This window comes from Chitinophaga nivalis (assembly GCF_025989125.1).
GTDB classification, from domain to species: Bacteria; Bacteroidota; Bacteroidia; order Chitinophagales; family Chitinophagaceae; genus Chitinophaga; species Chitinophaga nivalis.
This window is the reverse complement of record NZ_JAPDNR010000001.1, coordinates 4637760-4654948: the sequence shown is the minus strand read 5'-3', so window position 1 is coordinate 4654948 and position 17189 is coordinate 4637760. Positions and strand designations below refer to the sequence as shown.

General features: G+C 49.2%; 10 protein-coding genes. 4 read left to right on the top strand and 6 right to left on the bottom strand.

The window, feature by feature from the left end; translation table 11 throughout:
* Positions 1–377: 377 nt before the first annotated feature.
* Complete coding sequence (locus OL444_RS18445) at positions 378–1562, bottom strand: O-succinylhomoserine sulfhydrylase (RefSeq protein WP_264730824.1); 1185 nt, start codon at positions 1560–1562, stop codon at positions 378–380.
* Between the two features lie 23 nt (positions 1563–1585).
* Positions 1586–2005 carry an OsmC family protein gene (locus tag OL444_RS18440; RefSeq protein WP_264730825.1) on the bottom strand — a complete coding sequence of 140 codons (420 nt, stop codon included), beginning with the start codon at positions 2003–2005 and terminating at the stop codon, positions 1586–1588.
* A 103-nt stretch (positions 2006–2108) separates the two neighbouring features.
* Between OL444_RS18440 and metX the strand changes: the two genes are divergently transcribed.
* Both metX and OL444_RS18430 read left to right on the top strand, forming a co-directional pair.
* A complete protein-coding gene (metX, locus tag OL444_RS18435) occupies positions 2109–3131 on the top strand; it encodes a homoserine O-acetyltransferase MetX (protein WP_264730826.1) in 1023 nt (340 codons plus the stop codon).
* A 142-nt stretch (positions 3132–3273) separates the two neighbouring features.
* A complete protein-coding gene (locus OL444_RS18430) occupies positions 3274–6159 on the top strand; it encodes a TonB-dependent receptor (RefSeq protein ID WP_264730827.1) in 2886 nt (961 codons plus the stop codon).
* Between the two features lie 83 nt (positions 6160–6242).
* On the opposite strand, the gene OL444_RS18425 is transcribed toward OL444_RS18430, so the two are convergent.
* The 4 genes from OL444_RS18425 to ychF all read right to left on the bottom strand — a co-directional run bounded on the left by OL444_RS18425 (position 6243) and on the right by ychF (position 14592).
* Positions 6243–7817, bottom strand: a complete 1575-nt coding sequence (locus tag OL444_RS18425; RefSeq protein ID WP_264730828.1) for a reverse transcriptase family protein — start codon at positions 7815–7817, stop codon at positions 6243–6245.
* Between the two features lie 436 nt (positions 7818–8253).
* Positions 8254–9894, bottom strand: a complete 1641-nt coding sequence (locus OL444_RS18420; protein WP_264730829.1) for an SWIM zinc finger family protein — start codon at positions 9892–9894, stop codon at positions 8254–8256.
* Positions 9895–9909: 15 nt separating this feature from the next.
* Positions 9910–13251 carry a HEAT repeat domain-containing protein gene (locus OL444_RS18415; RefSeq protein ID WP_264730830.1) on the bottom strand — a complete coding sequence of 1114 codons (3342 nt, stop codon included), beginning with the start codon at positions 13249–13251 and terminating at the stop codon, positions 9910–9912.
* Between the two features lie 237 nt (positions 13252–13488).
* Positions 13489–14592, bottom strand: coding sequence for a redox-regulated ATPase YchF (ychF, locus tag OL444_RS18410; RefSeq protein ID WP_264730831.1), 1104 nt, complete (start codon positions 14590–14592; stop codon positions 13489–13491).
* Positions 14593–14659: 67 nt separating this feature from the next.
* Between ychF and OL444_RS18405 the strand changes: the two genes are divergently transcribed.
* Positions 14660–15892 carry a spore maturation protein gene (locus OL444_RS18405; RefSeq protein WP_264730832.1) on the top strand — a complete coding sequence of 411 codons (1233 nt, stop codon included), beginning with the start codon at positions 14660–14662 and terminating at the stop codon, positions 15890–15892.
* Between the two features lie 37 nt (positions 15893–15929).
* A complete protein-coding gene (locus OL444_RS18400; RefSeq protein ID WP_264730833.1) occupies positions 15930–17174 on the top strand; it encodes a YeiH family protein in 1245 nt (414 codons plus the stop codon).
* The last annotated feature ends 15 nt before the right edge of the window (positions 17175–17189 follow it).

Sequence of the window (17189 nt, the reverse complement as noted above, 5' to 3'; positions counted from 1 at the left end):
CACCTCAAAATAGGGTCATGAAAAAGGGAAAGTGATACCTGCATGATACAATATTACCCAATATGCTTACTACTACCTTAGCACCATGCATGCACTACCTTAGCACAATGAATGCATTCGGATTTTTTGGTTAAAATAATATCAGCAGCGGAGTAAGGAGGAAAGTATCGCGTGGAGATGGTATGCTAAAATAAGCATTTTTTTAGGCCAAAGAAAATAAAGATGGTTCAGCAAATATATCTCATCCTATGTTGCTATCGCATAGCAGATACCCCACCATATTTGCTATATAAAACCGGGAGTAAGCCATAACTCTTATAGCTTACTCCCGGTTAAACATATTTGTAGCTGCCAACAATGATTGCTGATAGCGATGCCTATTTGCTTTTATCGAGCGCCTGCTCAATATCGGCCAGGATATCTTTGATATTTTCCAATCCTACGGAAATACGTATAAGCCCTGGCGTTATACCTACGCTGGCTCTTTCTGCGTCTGTGAGTTTGGCATGTGTAGTACTGGCCGGGTGAGAAGCAATACTACGGCTGTCGCCCAGATTAGCCGTCAGCGACAGGAGCTGCAGGGAATCCAGGAAACGTACCCCTTGTTCCAGCCCGCCTTTCAGTTCAAAGCACACGATACCACCGCCGCCACTCATTTGTTTGGTAGCAATGGCATATTGTGGATGCGTAGGCAGAAACGGATATTTTATGGATAACAGGTGTGGGTTGTTTTCCAGCGCCTGCGCCAGTTTCAACGCACTGTCCGAGTGGCGTTCCATCCGCACGTACAAAGTTTCCAGGCTTTTGCTGAGTACCCAGGCATTAAAAGGCGACATGGCCGGCCCGGTGCTTCTGCAGAAAGTGTGGATGTCTTTAATCAGGTCTTTTCTACCTACAATCACACCTCCCAGTACCCTACCCTGGCCATCGATCCATTTGGTAGCAGAATGCACTACCAGGTGCGCGCCTGCAGCGATGGGCCGCTGTAATACCGGTGTGGCAAAACAGTTATCTACATTGAGGATGATATTGTGTTTATTGGCGATGCCGGCCAGCCATTCCATGTCAATGATCTCCAGACCCGGATTAGACGGGGTTTCCACGTAGATCATCCGGGTATTGGGTTGAATCATGGCTTCGATGGAAGCCGGATCATTCATATCAAAATAGGAATACTCAATCCCCCATTTAGGCAGGAATTTAGTCACCACCGTATGCGTGGAGCCAAAAATGGAACGGGCAGAGAGAATATGATCGCCGGCTTTCAGCAGGGCCATAAAGCTGGCAAAGATGGCACTCATACCGGAAGCAGTAGCGTAACCCGCTTCTGCACCTTCCAGGGCACACATCTTTTGTATAAACTCATCTACATTCGGATTACTGAAACGGCTATAGATGTTGAAGTCGGTTTCATCAGCAAAAGTAGCCCGCATTTCTTCCGCGTCATCAAAACAAAAGCTGGAAGTCAGGAACATCGGTGTAGAGTGTTCCATCTGGTCTGTTCTGGCTGTTTGAATTCTTACGGCGTGGGTATCAGGTTGGTATTGATTCTCTTTATGCATGAATATATGGTGGTTTCTGCAGATTACGCGTTCAGTTTCACTTCCCAGGTCAGTTTGGTATTCGACTGACGCAGGGTTTCCGCTACGGAGCAGTATTTATTCATAGAAAGCTCTACAGCCCGTGCTGCTTTATCCGGATCGATATTACCGGTAAAATGGAAGATGATATGAGCCGTTTCCCATAAAGCTGGTTCTTTCCCTTTTTCTCTTTCTGCATCGATTTCGATACGGAAATCCGTTACTTCCTGGCGTTGCTTTTTGAGGATCATTAACACGTCGATAGCAGAACAGCCTCCCAGTCCCATAATCATCATCTGCATAGGTCTTACCCCATTGTTTTTGCCGCCGTTTTCCACTGATGAATCCATCAGTACTTTGTGACCGCCTTCGTCTACAGCCTCCATGTTAAAGCCGTCGTCTACTCTTTGTAATGCTATCTTCATAGTTAGTTATTTTCTATAGCAAAGATAAAAAATTCACAGCCGAATTACGAATTACTAAACATTTAGGGATGGATATTGTAGTTTTGCGCAAATTTAAAACAGATTGTCGGTTAAGGTTTTCCATAGTACAGCATCATTCCGGTTAGAATCCGGCCAGGTTTTACCCTCCTTGCACATCGCTTACCATACGTATGGTACCATGAATGCAGATGGCAGTAATGTGGTGTGGATATGTCACGCGTTGACCGCCAACAGTGATGTTGCCGACTGGTGGGCCGGACTTACGGGAACCGGCAGGCCCATAGATCCTGCCCGGCATTTTATTGTCTGTGCCAATATTATAGGTTCCTGCTATGGCAGTTCCGGCCCGCACTCCGTTAACCCGGATACCGGGCAACCCTGGTACCATACTTTTCCGGCGGTCACCATCCGCGATATGGTACAGGCGCACATCTTACTGCGGCAACACCTCCGGATTCCCCGAATAGGCCTGCTTGTAGGCGGTTCTATGGGAGGCTATCAGGTATTGGAATGGGCATTGACAGAGCCACAGCTGATCGGCAAACTGTTCCTGCTTTGCACCGGTGCTGCGGAAAGTGCCTGGGGTATTGCTATACATACCGCACAGCGGCTGGCCATAGAGGCAGACCATACCTGGGAAGACCCCACCCCTGCTGCCGGCGCTGCCGGACTCAAGGCGGCACGGGCAATAGGCATGCTGACGTACCGGAACTACCAGACCTTTGTACGTGCACAGTCTGACCCCGACAAGGAAAAAACAGATGGCTTCCGGGCCTCTTCCTATATTAATTATCAGGGCGACAAACTGGTCAAACGTTTCAATGCACAAACCTACTGGCTGCTCACCAAAGCCATGGATAGCCACAATATTGCACGGGGACGTCATGAAGACATTACAGCCGCCCTCTCCCATATTACCCAACCCACCCTGCTGATCGGCATCAGCAGCGATATTTTATGTCCGCCGGAAGAACAACGATTGCTGGCAACTCACCTGCCACAGGCGACCTACCACGAAATAGACTCCACTTACGGACATGATGGCTTCCTCATCGAATTCGAAACCATCGGCACCATTTTAAACGACTGGCTGCACCAGGGATAAACGAAAGTTTCATATAATATATAACAGGACGCTTTTCCAGGAAGAAAAAAGACACCCTTCTTCCTGAAAAAGCGTGCTGCTTTATGTGTAATTCATAATTCTTTCGTTATATTTAACTAAACCAAGTCTAAATCCTCTTTGTATGAAAAGCATTCTAGTCAAAGCTGGTATGGCTTCCCTGTTGCTATTATTATCCCTATATCCGGTAATCTCAGCACAAACGCCCGGTACTATCAGCGGTACTGTCACCGACAAAACAACCGGTACACCTATGCCTGGTGTTACCATTAGTATCAAAGGCGTTACGGCCGGTACCATCACCGGCGCCAACGGATCCTTCCAGCTTAAAACCACGCACGCATTCCCCCTGACACTTGTATTTTCCTATGTTGGTTACAAGTCTGCAGAACAAACTGTCAACAGCGCTACCGAAAAAGTAGCGGTGCAACTGGGCAGTACAGAAATCCTTGGCCAGGAAGTAGTCGTAGCCGCCAGCCGTGTACAGGAAAGTATACTGGAGTCGCCGGTTTCCATTGAAAAACTGGATACCCGCGCCTTAAAAGCTTCTCCTGCACCCAGTTTTTACGATGCCCTCATCAACCTGAAAGGGGTGGAAATGAGTGCACAGAGCTTAACCTTCAAATCAGTGAATACCCGTGGCTTCAACAGCAATGGTAATACGCGGCTGTTGCAACTGAGCGATGGTATGGATAACCAGGCACCCGGACTGAACTTCTCCGTAGGTAATATGGTGGGTATTCCGGAGCTGGATCTGGAAAGCGTAGAACTTATTCCCGGCGCAGCTTCTGCCCTGTATGGTCCCAATGCCCTCAATGGTATTGTACTGATGAACAGTAAAAATCCTTTTCAGTACCAGGGACTCAGTGCACAGGTAAAAACCGGCTTCCTCCAGGATAAAGGCCGCACCAGCGCCACCACCGGTTATTATGATGTATCTGTACGTTATGCAAAAGCATTCAATAATAAATGGGCTTTTAAATTAAATGTTGGTTACCTCCAGGCGAAAGACTGGCAGGCCTATGATCAACGCGATCAGAGTCTCGCCAACGGACATACGTTGCAAAACGGTACCCGCGCCAACAACGAAGGTTACAACGGTGTGAATACCTACGGCGATGAAAACACCGTCAATATGTATAATACCCTGGCATCACAGGCTAATACGCCCGGTTCCGCCCTGGGCGCGCAACTGGCTGGCCTTGCCGGTATGCTGGGTAACACGGTTACTCCCGCTCAGATCCTGAACGCCGCCATTCCCGGGGCAGCCATGGCCGATGTAACCCGCACCGGCTACAACGAATCCGATGTGGTAGACTACAATACCAAAAACCTGAAACTGAACGGCGCCCTGCACTATAAAATCAATAATAACCTGGAAGCCCTGATCCAGGGCAACTTCGGTTATGGTACGTCTGTATATACCGGGGCAGACCGGTACTCCCTCAAGAATTTCATGATGGGACAATACAAAGTAGAACTGAAAGGCAGTGATTTTTATGTACGGTTGTATACTACCCAGGAAAGATCGGGCGACAGCTATGCCGCCGGTACCCTGGCTTCCGGCATTAATGAAGCCTGGAAGAAGAGCACCCAGTGGTATGGTGAATATTTCGGCACTTATGCCGGTGCCGCCCTGCCTGCCTTTGCCAAAGCATATGGTGCGGCACTCGCCGGAGGTGCTACCCCTGCCGCTGCATTAACCACGGCGCAAAACGCACTTGATGCACAGCGCGGCGCCTTTAATACCGCTGCCAGAAATAAAGCCGATCAGGGCCGCTTTCTGCCAGGCTCCAAGGAGTTTAATGATGCGGCAGATGCGGTGAAAAGCAAACCTATCCCCGGCGACGCCACAGGTATAGGCGCTAAATTCACCGATAAAACCAACCTGTATCAGGCAGAGTTCATGTACAACTTCCATCGGTTCATCCACTTCGCTGAAATCCTCGTAGGAGGTAACTACCGGCTGTATACCCTGAACTCCGAAAAAACCATCTTTGCAGTAGATGATAACGGCAAAGAATTCCGGATCAACGAATATGGTGGCTATGTACAGGTGATGAAAAAATTAGCGCAGGAACATTTGAAACTGACCGGATCTATCCGTTACGATAAAAACACCAACTTCAAAGGACAGTTCAGCCCCCGTTTATCGGCGGTATATACTTTCCTGGAAACCCACAACATCCGGGCTTCCTATCAGACCGGTTTCCGTATTCCGCATAACCAGGATCAGTACATCGACCTGCTGACGCCACAGGCAAGGCTCATCGGCGGTCTGCCCTTTTTACGGGAACGTTACGGCCTCAACAAAGGTCCGGTGTATACCCTGCAGTCTGTACAGGCAGGTGCTCCCAAACAATATACTTTCCGTGAATTCCAACCGGAGAAAATCCAGGCATATGAAATCGGCTATAAAGCCCTCATCGCTAAAAAGCTGTTGATTGATGCCTACATCTACAAAAATGATTTCAAAAACATGAATGGCATCCAGGTATTGATACAACCTACCGGAGCCAGCACCCGGAATGTGTTCTCGATCCCGGTAAGCGCAGAAGAAACTGTGAAATCATGGGGTTGGGCACTGGGCCTCGATTACAGCCTGCCAGCTAATTTCACGGCAGGTGGTAACATCTCCTACAACGAACTGACAAATGAAAAGGATCTGGGCAGCTTCCTGGTGATGTACAACACGCCTAAAGTACGGTACAACCTGAATTTCGGTAACCGTAACATTGCCAATACACAGATCGCCTTTAACATCGCCTGGCGCTGGCAGGAAGGTTATATCTGGCAATCATCCTTCGTAGGACCTAATGTAAACGTAGCCGGAAAAAGTGAAATTCCCGCCTATGGCACTCTCGATGCGATGGCCAGCAAATTTTTCCCGAAAGCCAAAACCACTATTAAACTGGGCGGTACCAATATCCTGAATAAAGGATATACGCAGTCATGGGGTAACCCGACAATCGGTTCCCAATGGTATGTGGCGCTGGGTTACAACCTGTAATGCTACAACGGGGCAACCTGTATAAAATAAGAAAGGACGTATGCTGTAGCATACGTCCTTTCTTATTTTATATGGCATTTCTTTTATACAATCTTCCACCAGGAGTCCTCTCCCGCCGCTGGCGGTGGCGTGGTGGCTGCGGCCACAGATGCCGATGCAGCTGGTGCGGGTGTAGGTGCGGGTGTTTCAGTTACTCCTGCGGCAGGTGTTTCCGCAACAGGCAGGGGCTCGCCGGTCCATATCTGACGGGCTTCCGCTTTGATATCTTCCCGTTGTAACAGCGCTGCCAGCGTTGCTTTCAGTTTAGCCCCCTGTTCTGGCTTTACCATGTATACATAGTTGGCATATCCTTCGATGCTGCTGATAATGTTTTTGCCTTTGCCCCAGGTTTTACCTGACAGGCCTGTTTTACCAATCTGGTGCAACAAGGCACGGAAGCGGTGCAGGGTAGTCCGGTCCAGGCTCAGTTTATCATTCACCACAATACCGGTTACTTCCCGGCGGTCGCCTTTCTGCATCACTTTCAGCTTATCAGGATGCAGGGTGAATCCTTCTTCTTTTACCACCTGTTTAACGGCCCATAACAGCTGGCCGGCATCATCTGCCGCCGTTGCCTTGGCAGAGAAAGTCATATCATCCGCATATCGCGTATAGGCGTAACCGTATCTGGCTGCCAGTCCTTCAAAACGCCTGTCCAGTTTAAAACAAATCAGGTTGGTAATGGCCGGGCTGGTAGGCGCGCCCTGTGGCAGGTGACGGGCTGTTTTGGCCACATAGTATTTGCGGTTGTCCAGTGTAATTTCATCTACTTCTGGTTCCGTACAGATTAACCCCAGGATAGTGGCCACCTGTTCGGAATATCCCAGTTTACAGAATAATCCTTTCACGCGTTTATAGGCGATGGAAGGGAAAAAGTCGCGCAGATCAAGATTGATGACAATGTCTTGCCCGATATGCGGCGCGGCATTGGTGACAATTGATTTACCGGGTACGAACCCGTGCGCGGACTCACTATTTTTTATCTTGTAAAGAATATTTTCCAGGATCCAATGCTGTGCTGCTTTCAGCTGGGGCATGGGCGCAGAAATCACCCGGGTACCACCGGATTTTTTAGGGATCTGAAAACGCTGGTAGTGGGTATGCGTACCTGTTTTTCTATTGAATGCGAGGTAACGCAGTTTACCCAACGTGGTACCCATGGCCAGTGCCAGGGCAGTAGCATCGTGGAATAGCGGCAGTCCGAATTTCTCCAGCTGTGCCGTATCAGATACGGTTTTATTCAAACCGGCCGATACTTCCTCTCCCAGGTATACGATCTGTTGCTGGCTGAGTTCTGTCCAGGCAGCAGCGCGTTCCTTTCTTTTTTCTTCGTTCCGCTTTTTGGTCTCCGCTCTTTTGAGTTTTGATTTGGCCATGCGTTCTTTCCGCATGTCGGCCAGCATCTTTTCTTTGTTGCGGTATTTCTGTCTTTCTTCGAGTAACTGGTTCAGTTCACGACGCAGTACCCCTTCCTTGCGGATCAGGGTTTCCGACGGCGATGGCTGTGCTGTATTTTGCGCCCAGAAACCCAGGCGGATCATTTCTTCCAGTATATGTTCCTCTTTGGAGGATGCACGTATTTTATCGTACAGCTGTTGACGGGTTAAGCCTTCGGCCATAATCTCAGCATTTACTTTTTTTGATGAAATCTGTAATCGTCTGAATCAGCGGGGATGTTAATGGGTCCCGGCGATGAAGTGGCTGTTGCAGCCTATGCCCGACCCGGAGAGGGAACAATATTTTTGTAAAGAGGAAAATAGCCTTCGTGCAAACCATTGACTAAATCAATCAACTCCAGGGAGGGGCGTACTATACTGGTATTTAAGCCCCCGGGGCTTATACCGTAAATACCGGTATAGTACGCCCCTCCCAAAGTAAAGATTGCATTTAGTGAAGCATGTATAGTCAATATACCTGAATGACGAAACATCATTCGTCCCTTTTCGGGCGCAAGTGCAATCATTTCCTCTTTACAAAGATCTTGTTATCAACGAGCAGGCAAGTTAGAAAATAATTTCCGGAAATAAAATATATCCGGCAGAATTATTTTCATTTTTATTTTTCTGCATGCGCGATACGCAGGGCCAGCATGTGTTCGCAGGGTCCTTTGTATAATTTATTCGTATTGTAAAAACTACAGTCACAGTGTGCTTCGCTCAATCTTTCGTCGGCATCTATCACTATAACGGGATGGTATACACGATAATCTCCTTTTACATTTCCTTTCAGTTGTATACCTACTCCTGGTAATTCCTGTTCCTTTACTTCTACTTTCTTTTTTTGCACCAGTTCATTGGCCACTGCTTCCTGCGGATTGGAAAAACGCAGGCTTTCCAGCGGCAATGGTTCGCGGCTCAACTCCCGCAGGCGGTAAAATCCGGTATGCAGGTCGTAGATCACTTTACCCGCCTGGGTATAGATACCCAGCGCGCCCAGTACGGTGGCCTTATCCAATCCGGTGGCTGCGGCAATAGCTTCCGGTTTGCCCATCCACCTGGTTTTCAGGTCGGCAAATACTTTCAGTTTGGCACTGTCATCTACTACTGCGCGGGGCGCCATCAGGTCGAACTGTCCGGCACGCGACCAGTCGTTCGCTGTCCACCCGGATAAGCCCAGGGTAAACTGCATATCTCCCAGATCAGCGATGTAGAAAGAAGGCAATCCGTTGCCGGTGAGATGTACCGTGAATTTCTTAGCGATCGGAATAAGTCTTTCCAGAATCAGCAATCTCCTTCTCCCCCATATTCTGATTTCACGGCGCTGCGGACCGCGGTATAACGACCGCGCACATACGATTTCGTGGTTCCAGGGTTCAAAGATGGCCCGTACCGGTTTATCTGGTTCCAGGATAAAACGGATAGAACGGGGCCCCTGCTTTTCTTTAAAGCGGCGTAACCAGAGGCAGAAGTTATAGACGTCCATCGGATGCAGATCGAAGGTGGCTGCCGGTAATGTCATTGCGGAACTTACCTGCAGAAAACCACGTACCCAGCTATCGGGCAGGTCTATCTTCACCTCATGGTATAATTCTTCCTGAGAAGTTTGTACCTGAAATCCTCCCGGATCTATTTTAAAATCAGTTTCCTTATAGTCCCTGATCTTCTGAAATTCGTTGTATAACGCTGCCGAATAATCGATGTTGGTAGTACCACACTCAAATTCGTTGACTTCCTTGAATACGTTGTAGCTGGCGCTCAGCTTACCGTAGGTCGATTCATCCTGACTGAAACATTCAAAGAACATTTCATCGGGATGTACGCTGATCACCGGGTCCAGTACAAACCAGGCATCCCGGTCTTTCTGATACAGGTAGTCGAAGTAATTTTTACGGGCTTTATAAAACGGCGACATCACGCGGTCTTTCTCCGCGCTGATGGTTTGCAGCTCAGCTTTGAGCGCTTCCATACGCTGGTCTGCCGCCTGTTTATCGTAGGCGCCCATAAATTCGGCCAGCCACACGGCTTCCTGTTGCGCAGCCCATTCTTTATAGGCCGTTTTATCTTTCGGTTTGAAACGCAGATCCGATACCACCACATCATGCAGAGCAGAAATGGCTTCCCGGAAAGCAATCTTTTTGTCCAGTTTCCCTACAAAAAAAGTGGGGTCACGGTGGGTATCCGGCGCAAAAGAAATACCGGCAGCAGTAGCATTGCTATATACCTGTGATTGACCGCTATATCTATAGTTAAATAACATAAATGGATTCGCTTTTTAATTTTCTCTAACAGCAGCTGTTTCAATTTGTATCGGCAACGCGATCTCCGGGAAATGCCGGTGAATGTTGCGCATGATTTCGATGCAGCGGGCCTTGTCACCAATAGATACCGTAGCAGATATAGCGGCAATGATGTTACCGATATAGGTAGCGGCAGGCGCTGACCGGAGTGCTTCTTTCTCCAGGAAACGGAAGATCCTTTCTTTGGCGGCGCGTGCTTTATTCACCCGGCTCAGTACCGAACGGAAAAAGTGTTCCAGCTCCTGCAGGTAAGCCAGGTTATCGGCTGCATAATTCTCCAGGTAGCCGGTGGCAAAGAGCTGCATCGCCGCACTGGGGTGCTGGCTTAGTTTCAGCAGGTAGTTTTGTCCGTCTTCTTCCCGGAAGAAACGCATCAGCAGCTCGCGGCCAAATGCCTGGATATCCGGGCGTACGCTATCGGCGATGGCCACCAGCGTTTCCGGTGTCCAGTCATTTTCCGTGAAGTGAGTCCGGAAAAATGTTTTCGCAAAGTCGCGGGTATCGTCCCAGGTGGCATCCAGCAGGCTGATAGCGCCATCGCGTTCATAACGGATGCGGGCCAGCTGCTGTTCAAAGAAACGCCAGCTCCATTCCCGTACCTGGCGCAGTTCGTGGTTACCGGCGGCAATCACCTGTTTTAAGGTCAATGCTTCGGCAGGAATATATTTCTCCAGTACCAGCACGCCGAAGGTCTGGGCTGAGCGGTAGTTGGCATACAATAAACGTAAAGCGGTAGCGGTATCTACGTCGTGCAGGAAGGCTACCAGCTCCTGGCTGAGGACTTCCGCAATATCTTCATGAATACCTTCGGCAGTCTCCTTCCGCATCAACCGGGGTACCAGTTCATTGACGAGATAAACAGCCATCCGGTTATCCAATTGCACCACTTGCGTAATCAGCGGACGGATTCCTTTTCGTACATCCGTATGCGTGGCCACCAGGGTAAACAGCAAGAGTTCCGGGCGGGTTACCAATACACCTGACCCCAGGATACGCAGCATATCCATACCGGATGCGCGTACCGGCGCATAGTCATTGGAGAGGAGATTTTGCAGCAGACTGTCTGACAGCTGTTCAAAATCGAAGTTACCTTCCTTGAGTAGCAGCAGGCGGGCCGCAAAAGCATGACAGGCCGCCACCGGACTTCTCAGGAGGTCTTCAATCACGGAAATAGCCGTTTCTTTCAACGCATGGGCAGCATGTTGCTCCAGCACGCTGCAGGCATCCTGCAGATTAGCCAGGCCTTCTGGCGTTGCCGCCTGCAGCACCAGCAATCCTTCGATCGCGCTGGCACAAAGCTGACGGGCTTTTTCCAGTGGTAATAAGTCCGGCGTCAGTTCTTTACGCACAAACGCACGTACATCTGCATAAGGCGAAAAGATCAGGTGAATGAGGAATTGCATATCGCCCAGGCAAAGTTGCCGCTGCGCTGCAATCCATTCCAGTCCCTGTTTACGGGCCACTTCCAGCGGACTGGCTACCAGGGCATCCAGGAGGCGCAACGAAGGTTGGGCAGGATTATATTTCTCCCGGGCCAGTTCCAGACCGAATAAAGCGGGTATGCTAAAGGTATTGGCGAGGAGTCCGGCGATGACGCCTTCATCCATCTTTTCTTTCAGGTGGTTGTAATCCGGATGTGCTTTCAGCTGCTCCATGGCGAAAATATGCACGACTTCCATTTTGGCGGAAACCAGGAGCTGAATAAATGCCTGTGGCATTTTTTGCCACAACGCCAGGAAAGGCACTTCGCTGGCTGCGGTAGCTGTCACCAGTGGTGTAGCTACATCGGGGCGGAATTCAGGCGGTGTGCCGGAAGTGGCAGCCTGCTTTTCACCACCCAGCCAGCCAAATAATTTGGTGATCAGGTTACCTTTGTTGGCTGTTTTCAGCGCGTCCGGATTGCCTTTCAGCGTGGTCGCAGCGGGCTTTTTACCATCAGCATCTGCCGGCGTTTCAAAATACCATTCCCGTCCATTCTGCTGCAGGTGCAGATCCGGTGCATTTCCCCGGGTAATATAGGTCAGGAATACAGCCTTGGAATTGGCCGGGTATTGTTTATACACAGTGGTATAACGGCCATTGACATACGCATACTGCCGTACTTCGTATTCCTTGCTGGCATCCCTGCTTTCTTCGTATTGCAGCAGTAAAGCCGTTGCCAGCCGCACATACTGCATGTCTTCCTGTGCTCCCATGGCCTGCAGGTTACGCAGTACACGGCGGTTCAGGTAAGTGCGTGTTTTATCGGAGAAAGCCAGTTTGCTGTCCGGACGTTTCAATTCCTTACTGGCTTTGAAGCTTTGTTGCAGCTCGGCCACATAGGCATTGGGAACGTATTCCTCCCCGTCGTAGTCCAGCCGGGTACCCGGATTGGTAAACATGGCGGCTTCGCGTTCAAAACGGGTTGCCAGCAGCCCCACGATCCCTTGGTCATCGCGGAGTTCTGCCTGTTTGAACAGGTGACGGATATGCCGGAAATAGGCAGGCCGCAATGGTAACTGTGTCAGGAAAGCCACCAGGGCTTCTTTTACAGCAGCATTACCAGCAGCTACTATATACAGGTCTTCCAGCAGCGGATACTCTTGTTCCGTGCGTTGAAATACCCTTTGGTGTAATAACACAAAAATTTCGCGGGCGTTGTTGCCGGCGATGGTTTGCTGGAAGACTTCCGGCAGCCGTTGCAAATACGCCTGGATATGCGCTGCTTTTTCTGCCTCCGGCAATGTCAGTAACAACGCGTTGGCAGCCAGCATCCGGATATTGAGCGGATACGAACCGTTGTCGGCGTAGGACTGTAATACCGGAATGGCAGCCGGATCGCCGCATTTACCCAATGCCCACAAGGTGGCATATCGCTGCAGGGCATCTCCCCTTTCTATCAGTTTGATCAGGTAAGGTACTGCTTCGGTTACTTTATATGCACCTGCTTTCCAGATAACACGAGAGGTTTTCCAGGCGGTTTTATAGCCCGACTTTCCATCCAGTGCTCCCTGCAAACGTTTCAGGATAGCGCGGTGTTGTACATTACCTACCTCGTTGGTGTCTACCGGTACGAAGGCCAGATCCTGCACCGCTTCCTGTTCTCCCAGATAGCCTTTGCTTCGTTTTTCTTTTTCAAGCGCATCAAAGATAGTAGTGGCTGCAGCCAATGATACCGGGGTGCTTGTTTTGGTTCCTTCCTTCAGGGCGCCGGAGCGTTTACCATAACGGAAGTTCACCAAATACTGCTCCGGTCCTACTTCACAAAGATCTATTTCATAGGTCTTATCTGAGTTTCCTTCGCGGAAAAAGAGTTTTACATTCCTAACAAATCTCATGAGCTAACATTAAAATAGTCGGCTAAGCTAATAAATAACTGTTAGCCGACAACTTTATTTTTACCTGAACTTTTCTTGACAAGTAACCTTATGATGTATAAAACGTATAGTCCTCCCCGTTAAACGGTCTCTTCTCCCGAAAAAAAAATACGCATGATATAAAAAATAACTTTTTATATCATGCGTACTATAAATTTCTCTTATACAGAGGAATTCGTTTTGTTGTAACCTGCAGTCTTATACGTTGAAACGGAAGTGCATTACATCTCCGTCAGCTACTATATATTCCTTGCCTTCGATACGTAAGCGGCCATTATCCCGACAAGCGGATTCAGAACCATATTTTACGTAGTCTTCGTAGGCAATTACTTCCGCTTTAATAAAGCCTTTCTCAAAGTCAGTGTGGATCACACTCGCAGCCTGCGGTGCTTTCCATCCTTTATGAATAGTCCAGGCGCGTACTTCCTGTACACCCGCTGTAAAGTAGGTGATCAGCTCCAGCAGGTTGTAGGCAGAGCGGATCAGGCGGTTCAGACCTGGTTCGGTCAGACCATATTCGCTCAGGAACAGTTCCTTATCCGCCGGTTCTTCCATTTCGGAGATCTGGGCTTCAATGGTATTGTTCATCACAATTACCTGTGCATGTTCAGCAGCTACGCCTTGTTTTAATGCTTCGGAGTATTTATTACCTGTGTGCAGGGAAGCTTCATCCACATTCGCCACATATAACACTGGTTTTTCCGTCAGCAGGAACAGGTCGGCGATCGCTACCCTGTCTTCTTTGCTGAGTGCCAGTTCACGGATATTGCGACCTTTCTCCAGGTGTTCCTGGCATTTCTTCAGGATTTCAAATTCCGCTTTGGCTTTTGCATCGCCACCGGTTTTTGCCATCTTTTCTGTACGTGCTACTTTCTTTTCAACACTTTCCAGGTCTTTCAGCTGCAGTTCCGTATCGATGATTTCCTTGTCGCCTACCGGGTTAATTGCACCTTCTTCACGGAGGATGTTTTCATCTTCAAAACAACGGATCACGTGAACGATAGCATCTACTTCGCGGATGTTGGCCAGGAATTTATTTCCCAGACCTTCTCCTTTACTGGCGCCTTTTACCAGACCGGCAATATCCACAAACTCAATCGTAGTGGGTACTACCCTGTCAGGCACCACCAGTTCAGCCAGTTTAGCCATCCGCTCATCAGGTACATCTACCTGTCCTACGTTTGGTTCTATCGTACAAAAGCGGTAGTTACTGGCCTGCGCCTTAGCGCTGTTGCTCACCGCATTAAACAAAGTCGATTTCCCTACATTCGGCAATCCTACAATTCCAACTTGCAAAGCCATTTTTTAAAATTTGCGCAAAGATAGGTTAATTTTTGTTTATTTGTTGATTGAATAAACCAATAATCTGATGGCATTAAACTACGTTTGGCTGGGCTTTTTCCTGATTGCATTTGTTGTGGCGGTATTTAAATCTGTGTTTTTGCACGACACTGCTATCTTTGGCCAGATCATGAACGGTATGCTTACCAGCGCTAAAACCGGGGCGGAGATATCCCTGGGGCTGGCCGGCGTGATGACCCTGTGGCTGGGTATTATGCGGATCGGCGAAGTCGCCGGTATGATCAACCGCTTCTCCCGGCTGGTAAATCCCTTCTTCTCCAAGCTGTTTCCGCAGGTCCCGAAAGGGCATCCGGCAATGGGTTCTATGATGATGAACTTCTCCGCCAGTATGCTGGGCCTGGACAATGCCGCTACGCCCATGGGGCTCAAAGCCATGAAAGAGCTGCAGGAAATCAATCCCCATCCGGAGATGGCCAGCAACCCCCAGATTATGTTCCTGGTGCTGAATACCGCCGGGGTGATCCTGATTCCTACTTCGGTGATCGCATTGCGGATGGCGGCCGGTGCAGCCAATCCTGCCGACATCTTCATTCCTACCCTGATCTCTACTTTTGTGGCCTTTATTATAGGTATGTTTACCGTTTCCCTCTACCAGCGCATCAACCTGTTCAAACTGCCGGTATTGGTATTCCTGGCTGGTTTTGTAGCCGTGGTTACCGCACTCTGGTTTTGGGTACGTCAGATGCCGGCTGCAGAAATAGGCCCTAAAACGGCCTCCCTGGGCGGCTTTATCATTTTCGGCATTGTGGTTACTTTTCTCGTGGCCGGGATGGTAAAAAAAATCAATGTATATGATGCCTTTATAGAAGGCGCCAAAGAAGGGTTTCAGGTATCTGTCCGGATCATTCCCTACCTGGTGGGGATGCTGGTGGCTATCAGCGTATTCCGCACCACCGGTTGTATGGACTATATTATTAATGCGATTGCCGCCTTATTTGCGGCGGTGGGTTTCAACACCGATTTCGTACCGGTATTACCGGTAGCCTTTATGAAACCGCTGAGTGGCGGTGGCGCACGGGGACTGATGATTGAAGTGATGAACCAGTACGGTGCAGACTCCTTCCAGGGGAAACTGGCCAGCGTTATACAGGGAACGACGGAAACCACGTTCTACGTATTGGCTGTGTATTTTGGCTCTGTTAATATTAAACTCACCAGATATGCCCTTGCTGCCGGACTGATTGCCGACTTCTGTGGCATGCTGGCAGCCATATTACTGGGTTATTTATTTTTCCATTGATGCAGCGGATTGCTGCTGTATATTTTTCTGATTTCCTATGCAACCACCCAAAAAATTACATGAAGACTGGATAGCGGTCATCCTCGCTTTTCTGACTATCGGCCTGGTTATCGCCGGCCTGCGACCGGCATTGCCCAGGTATAGCTGGAGCAGTGGCGGAGATCTCTGGCACCAGATCAGCGATACTGCCAATCTGCTGAAAGCCGGCACCCTGTTTCTATGGGTACTGGGCAGCTTGCTGCTGGCCCGTTTCCTGGCACGCGACTACCAGCCGGCAGCCTTATTCAGGGGCCTCGTTACCATTGTATTGATTTCTTTGCTGGCACAGCTCATTACTTCCAACAAACAGCTGAAAGACCTGGGACTGGAAGTGGTACTTTTCAGTTTGTTGCTGGGATTGTTTATCAGCAACGTTATCGGGCTACCTGCCTGGGTTAAACCAGCCCTGCAAACGGAATTATATATTAAAATCGGATTGGTACTACTGGGTACCAACGTGATCTTCGGCGATATCCTGGAGGCCGGGCTGTTGGGGATTATTCAGTCGGTACTGGTGGTATTTACGGTATGGTACTTTACTTTCTGGCTCTGTAAGATGCTGGGCCTCGATGATGAATTCCGGATGATGATTTCCAGTGCAGTATCTATATGTGGCGTTTCTGCTGCGATAGCTACCTCCGGTGCCATCGAAGGCGACAATAAAAAATTATCGCATGTGATTTCTCTGGTGATGATTGTGGCGATTCCGATGATGCTGTTTATGCCTTATATCGCCAATTGGGCGGGGATGTCGCCGGCCGTGGCGGGCGCCTGGCTGGGTGGCACCATCGATACTTCCGGGGCTGTGGTAGCTGCCGGCACCGTGCTGGGTAAGGAAGCGCTTAAGTATGCCACGATTGTGAAGTTCTCCCAGAATGTGCTGCTGGGCATTGCCGCCTTCCTGATTTCATTGTACTGGTCATATAATAAGAAGAAGGCCAACTACGAGAAGCCTACCCTCCGCACCATCTGGGACCGGTTCCCGAAATTTGTGCTGGGTTTTATGGCTGCCTCGCTCCTGTTTTCTTTCGTATTGCCGGCACCGGTAGTAGCGGCAGTAAAAGGTCCTTTGAAAGAATTACAGACCTACTGGTTTGCCCTGGCCTTTACCTGTATCGGACTGGAAACCACCTTCAAGGATATTTTCAGTATGGAAAACGGTAAACCGGCATTGGCGTTTATTATTGCTCAGCTGTTCAATATCTTTTTCACCCTGATCGTTGCCTACCTGGTATTTAAATAATTGATAAAGCAGGAC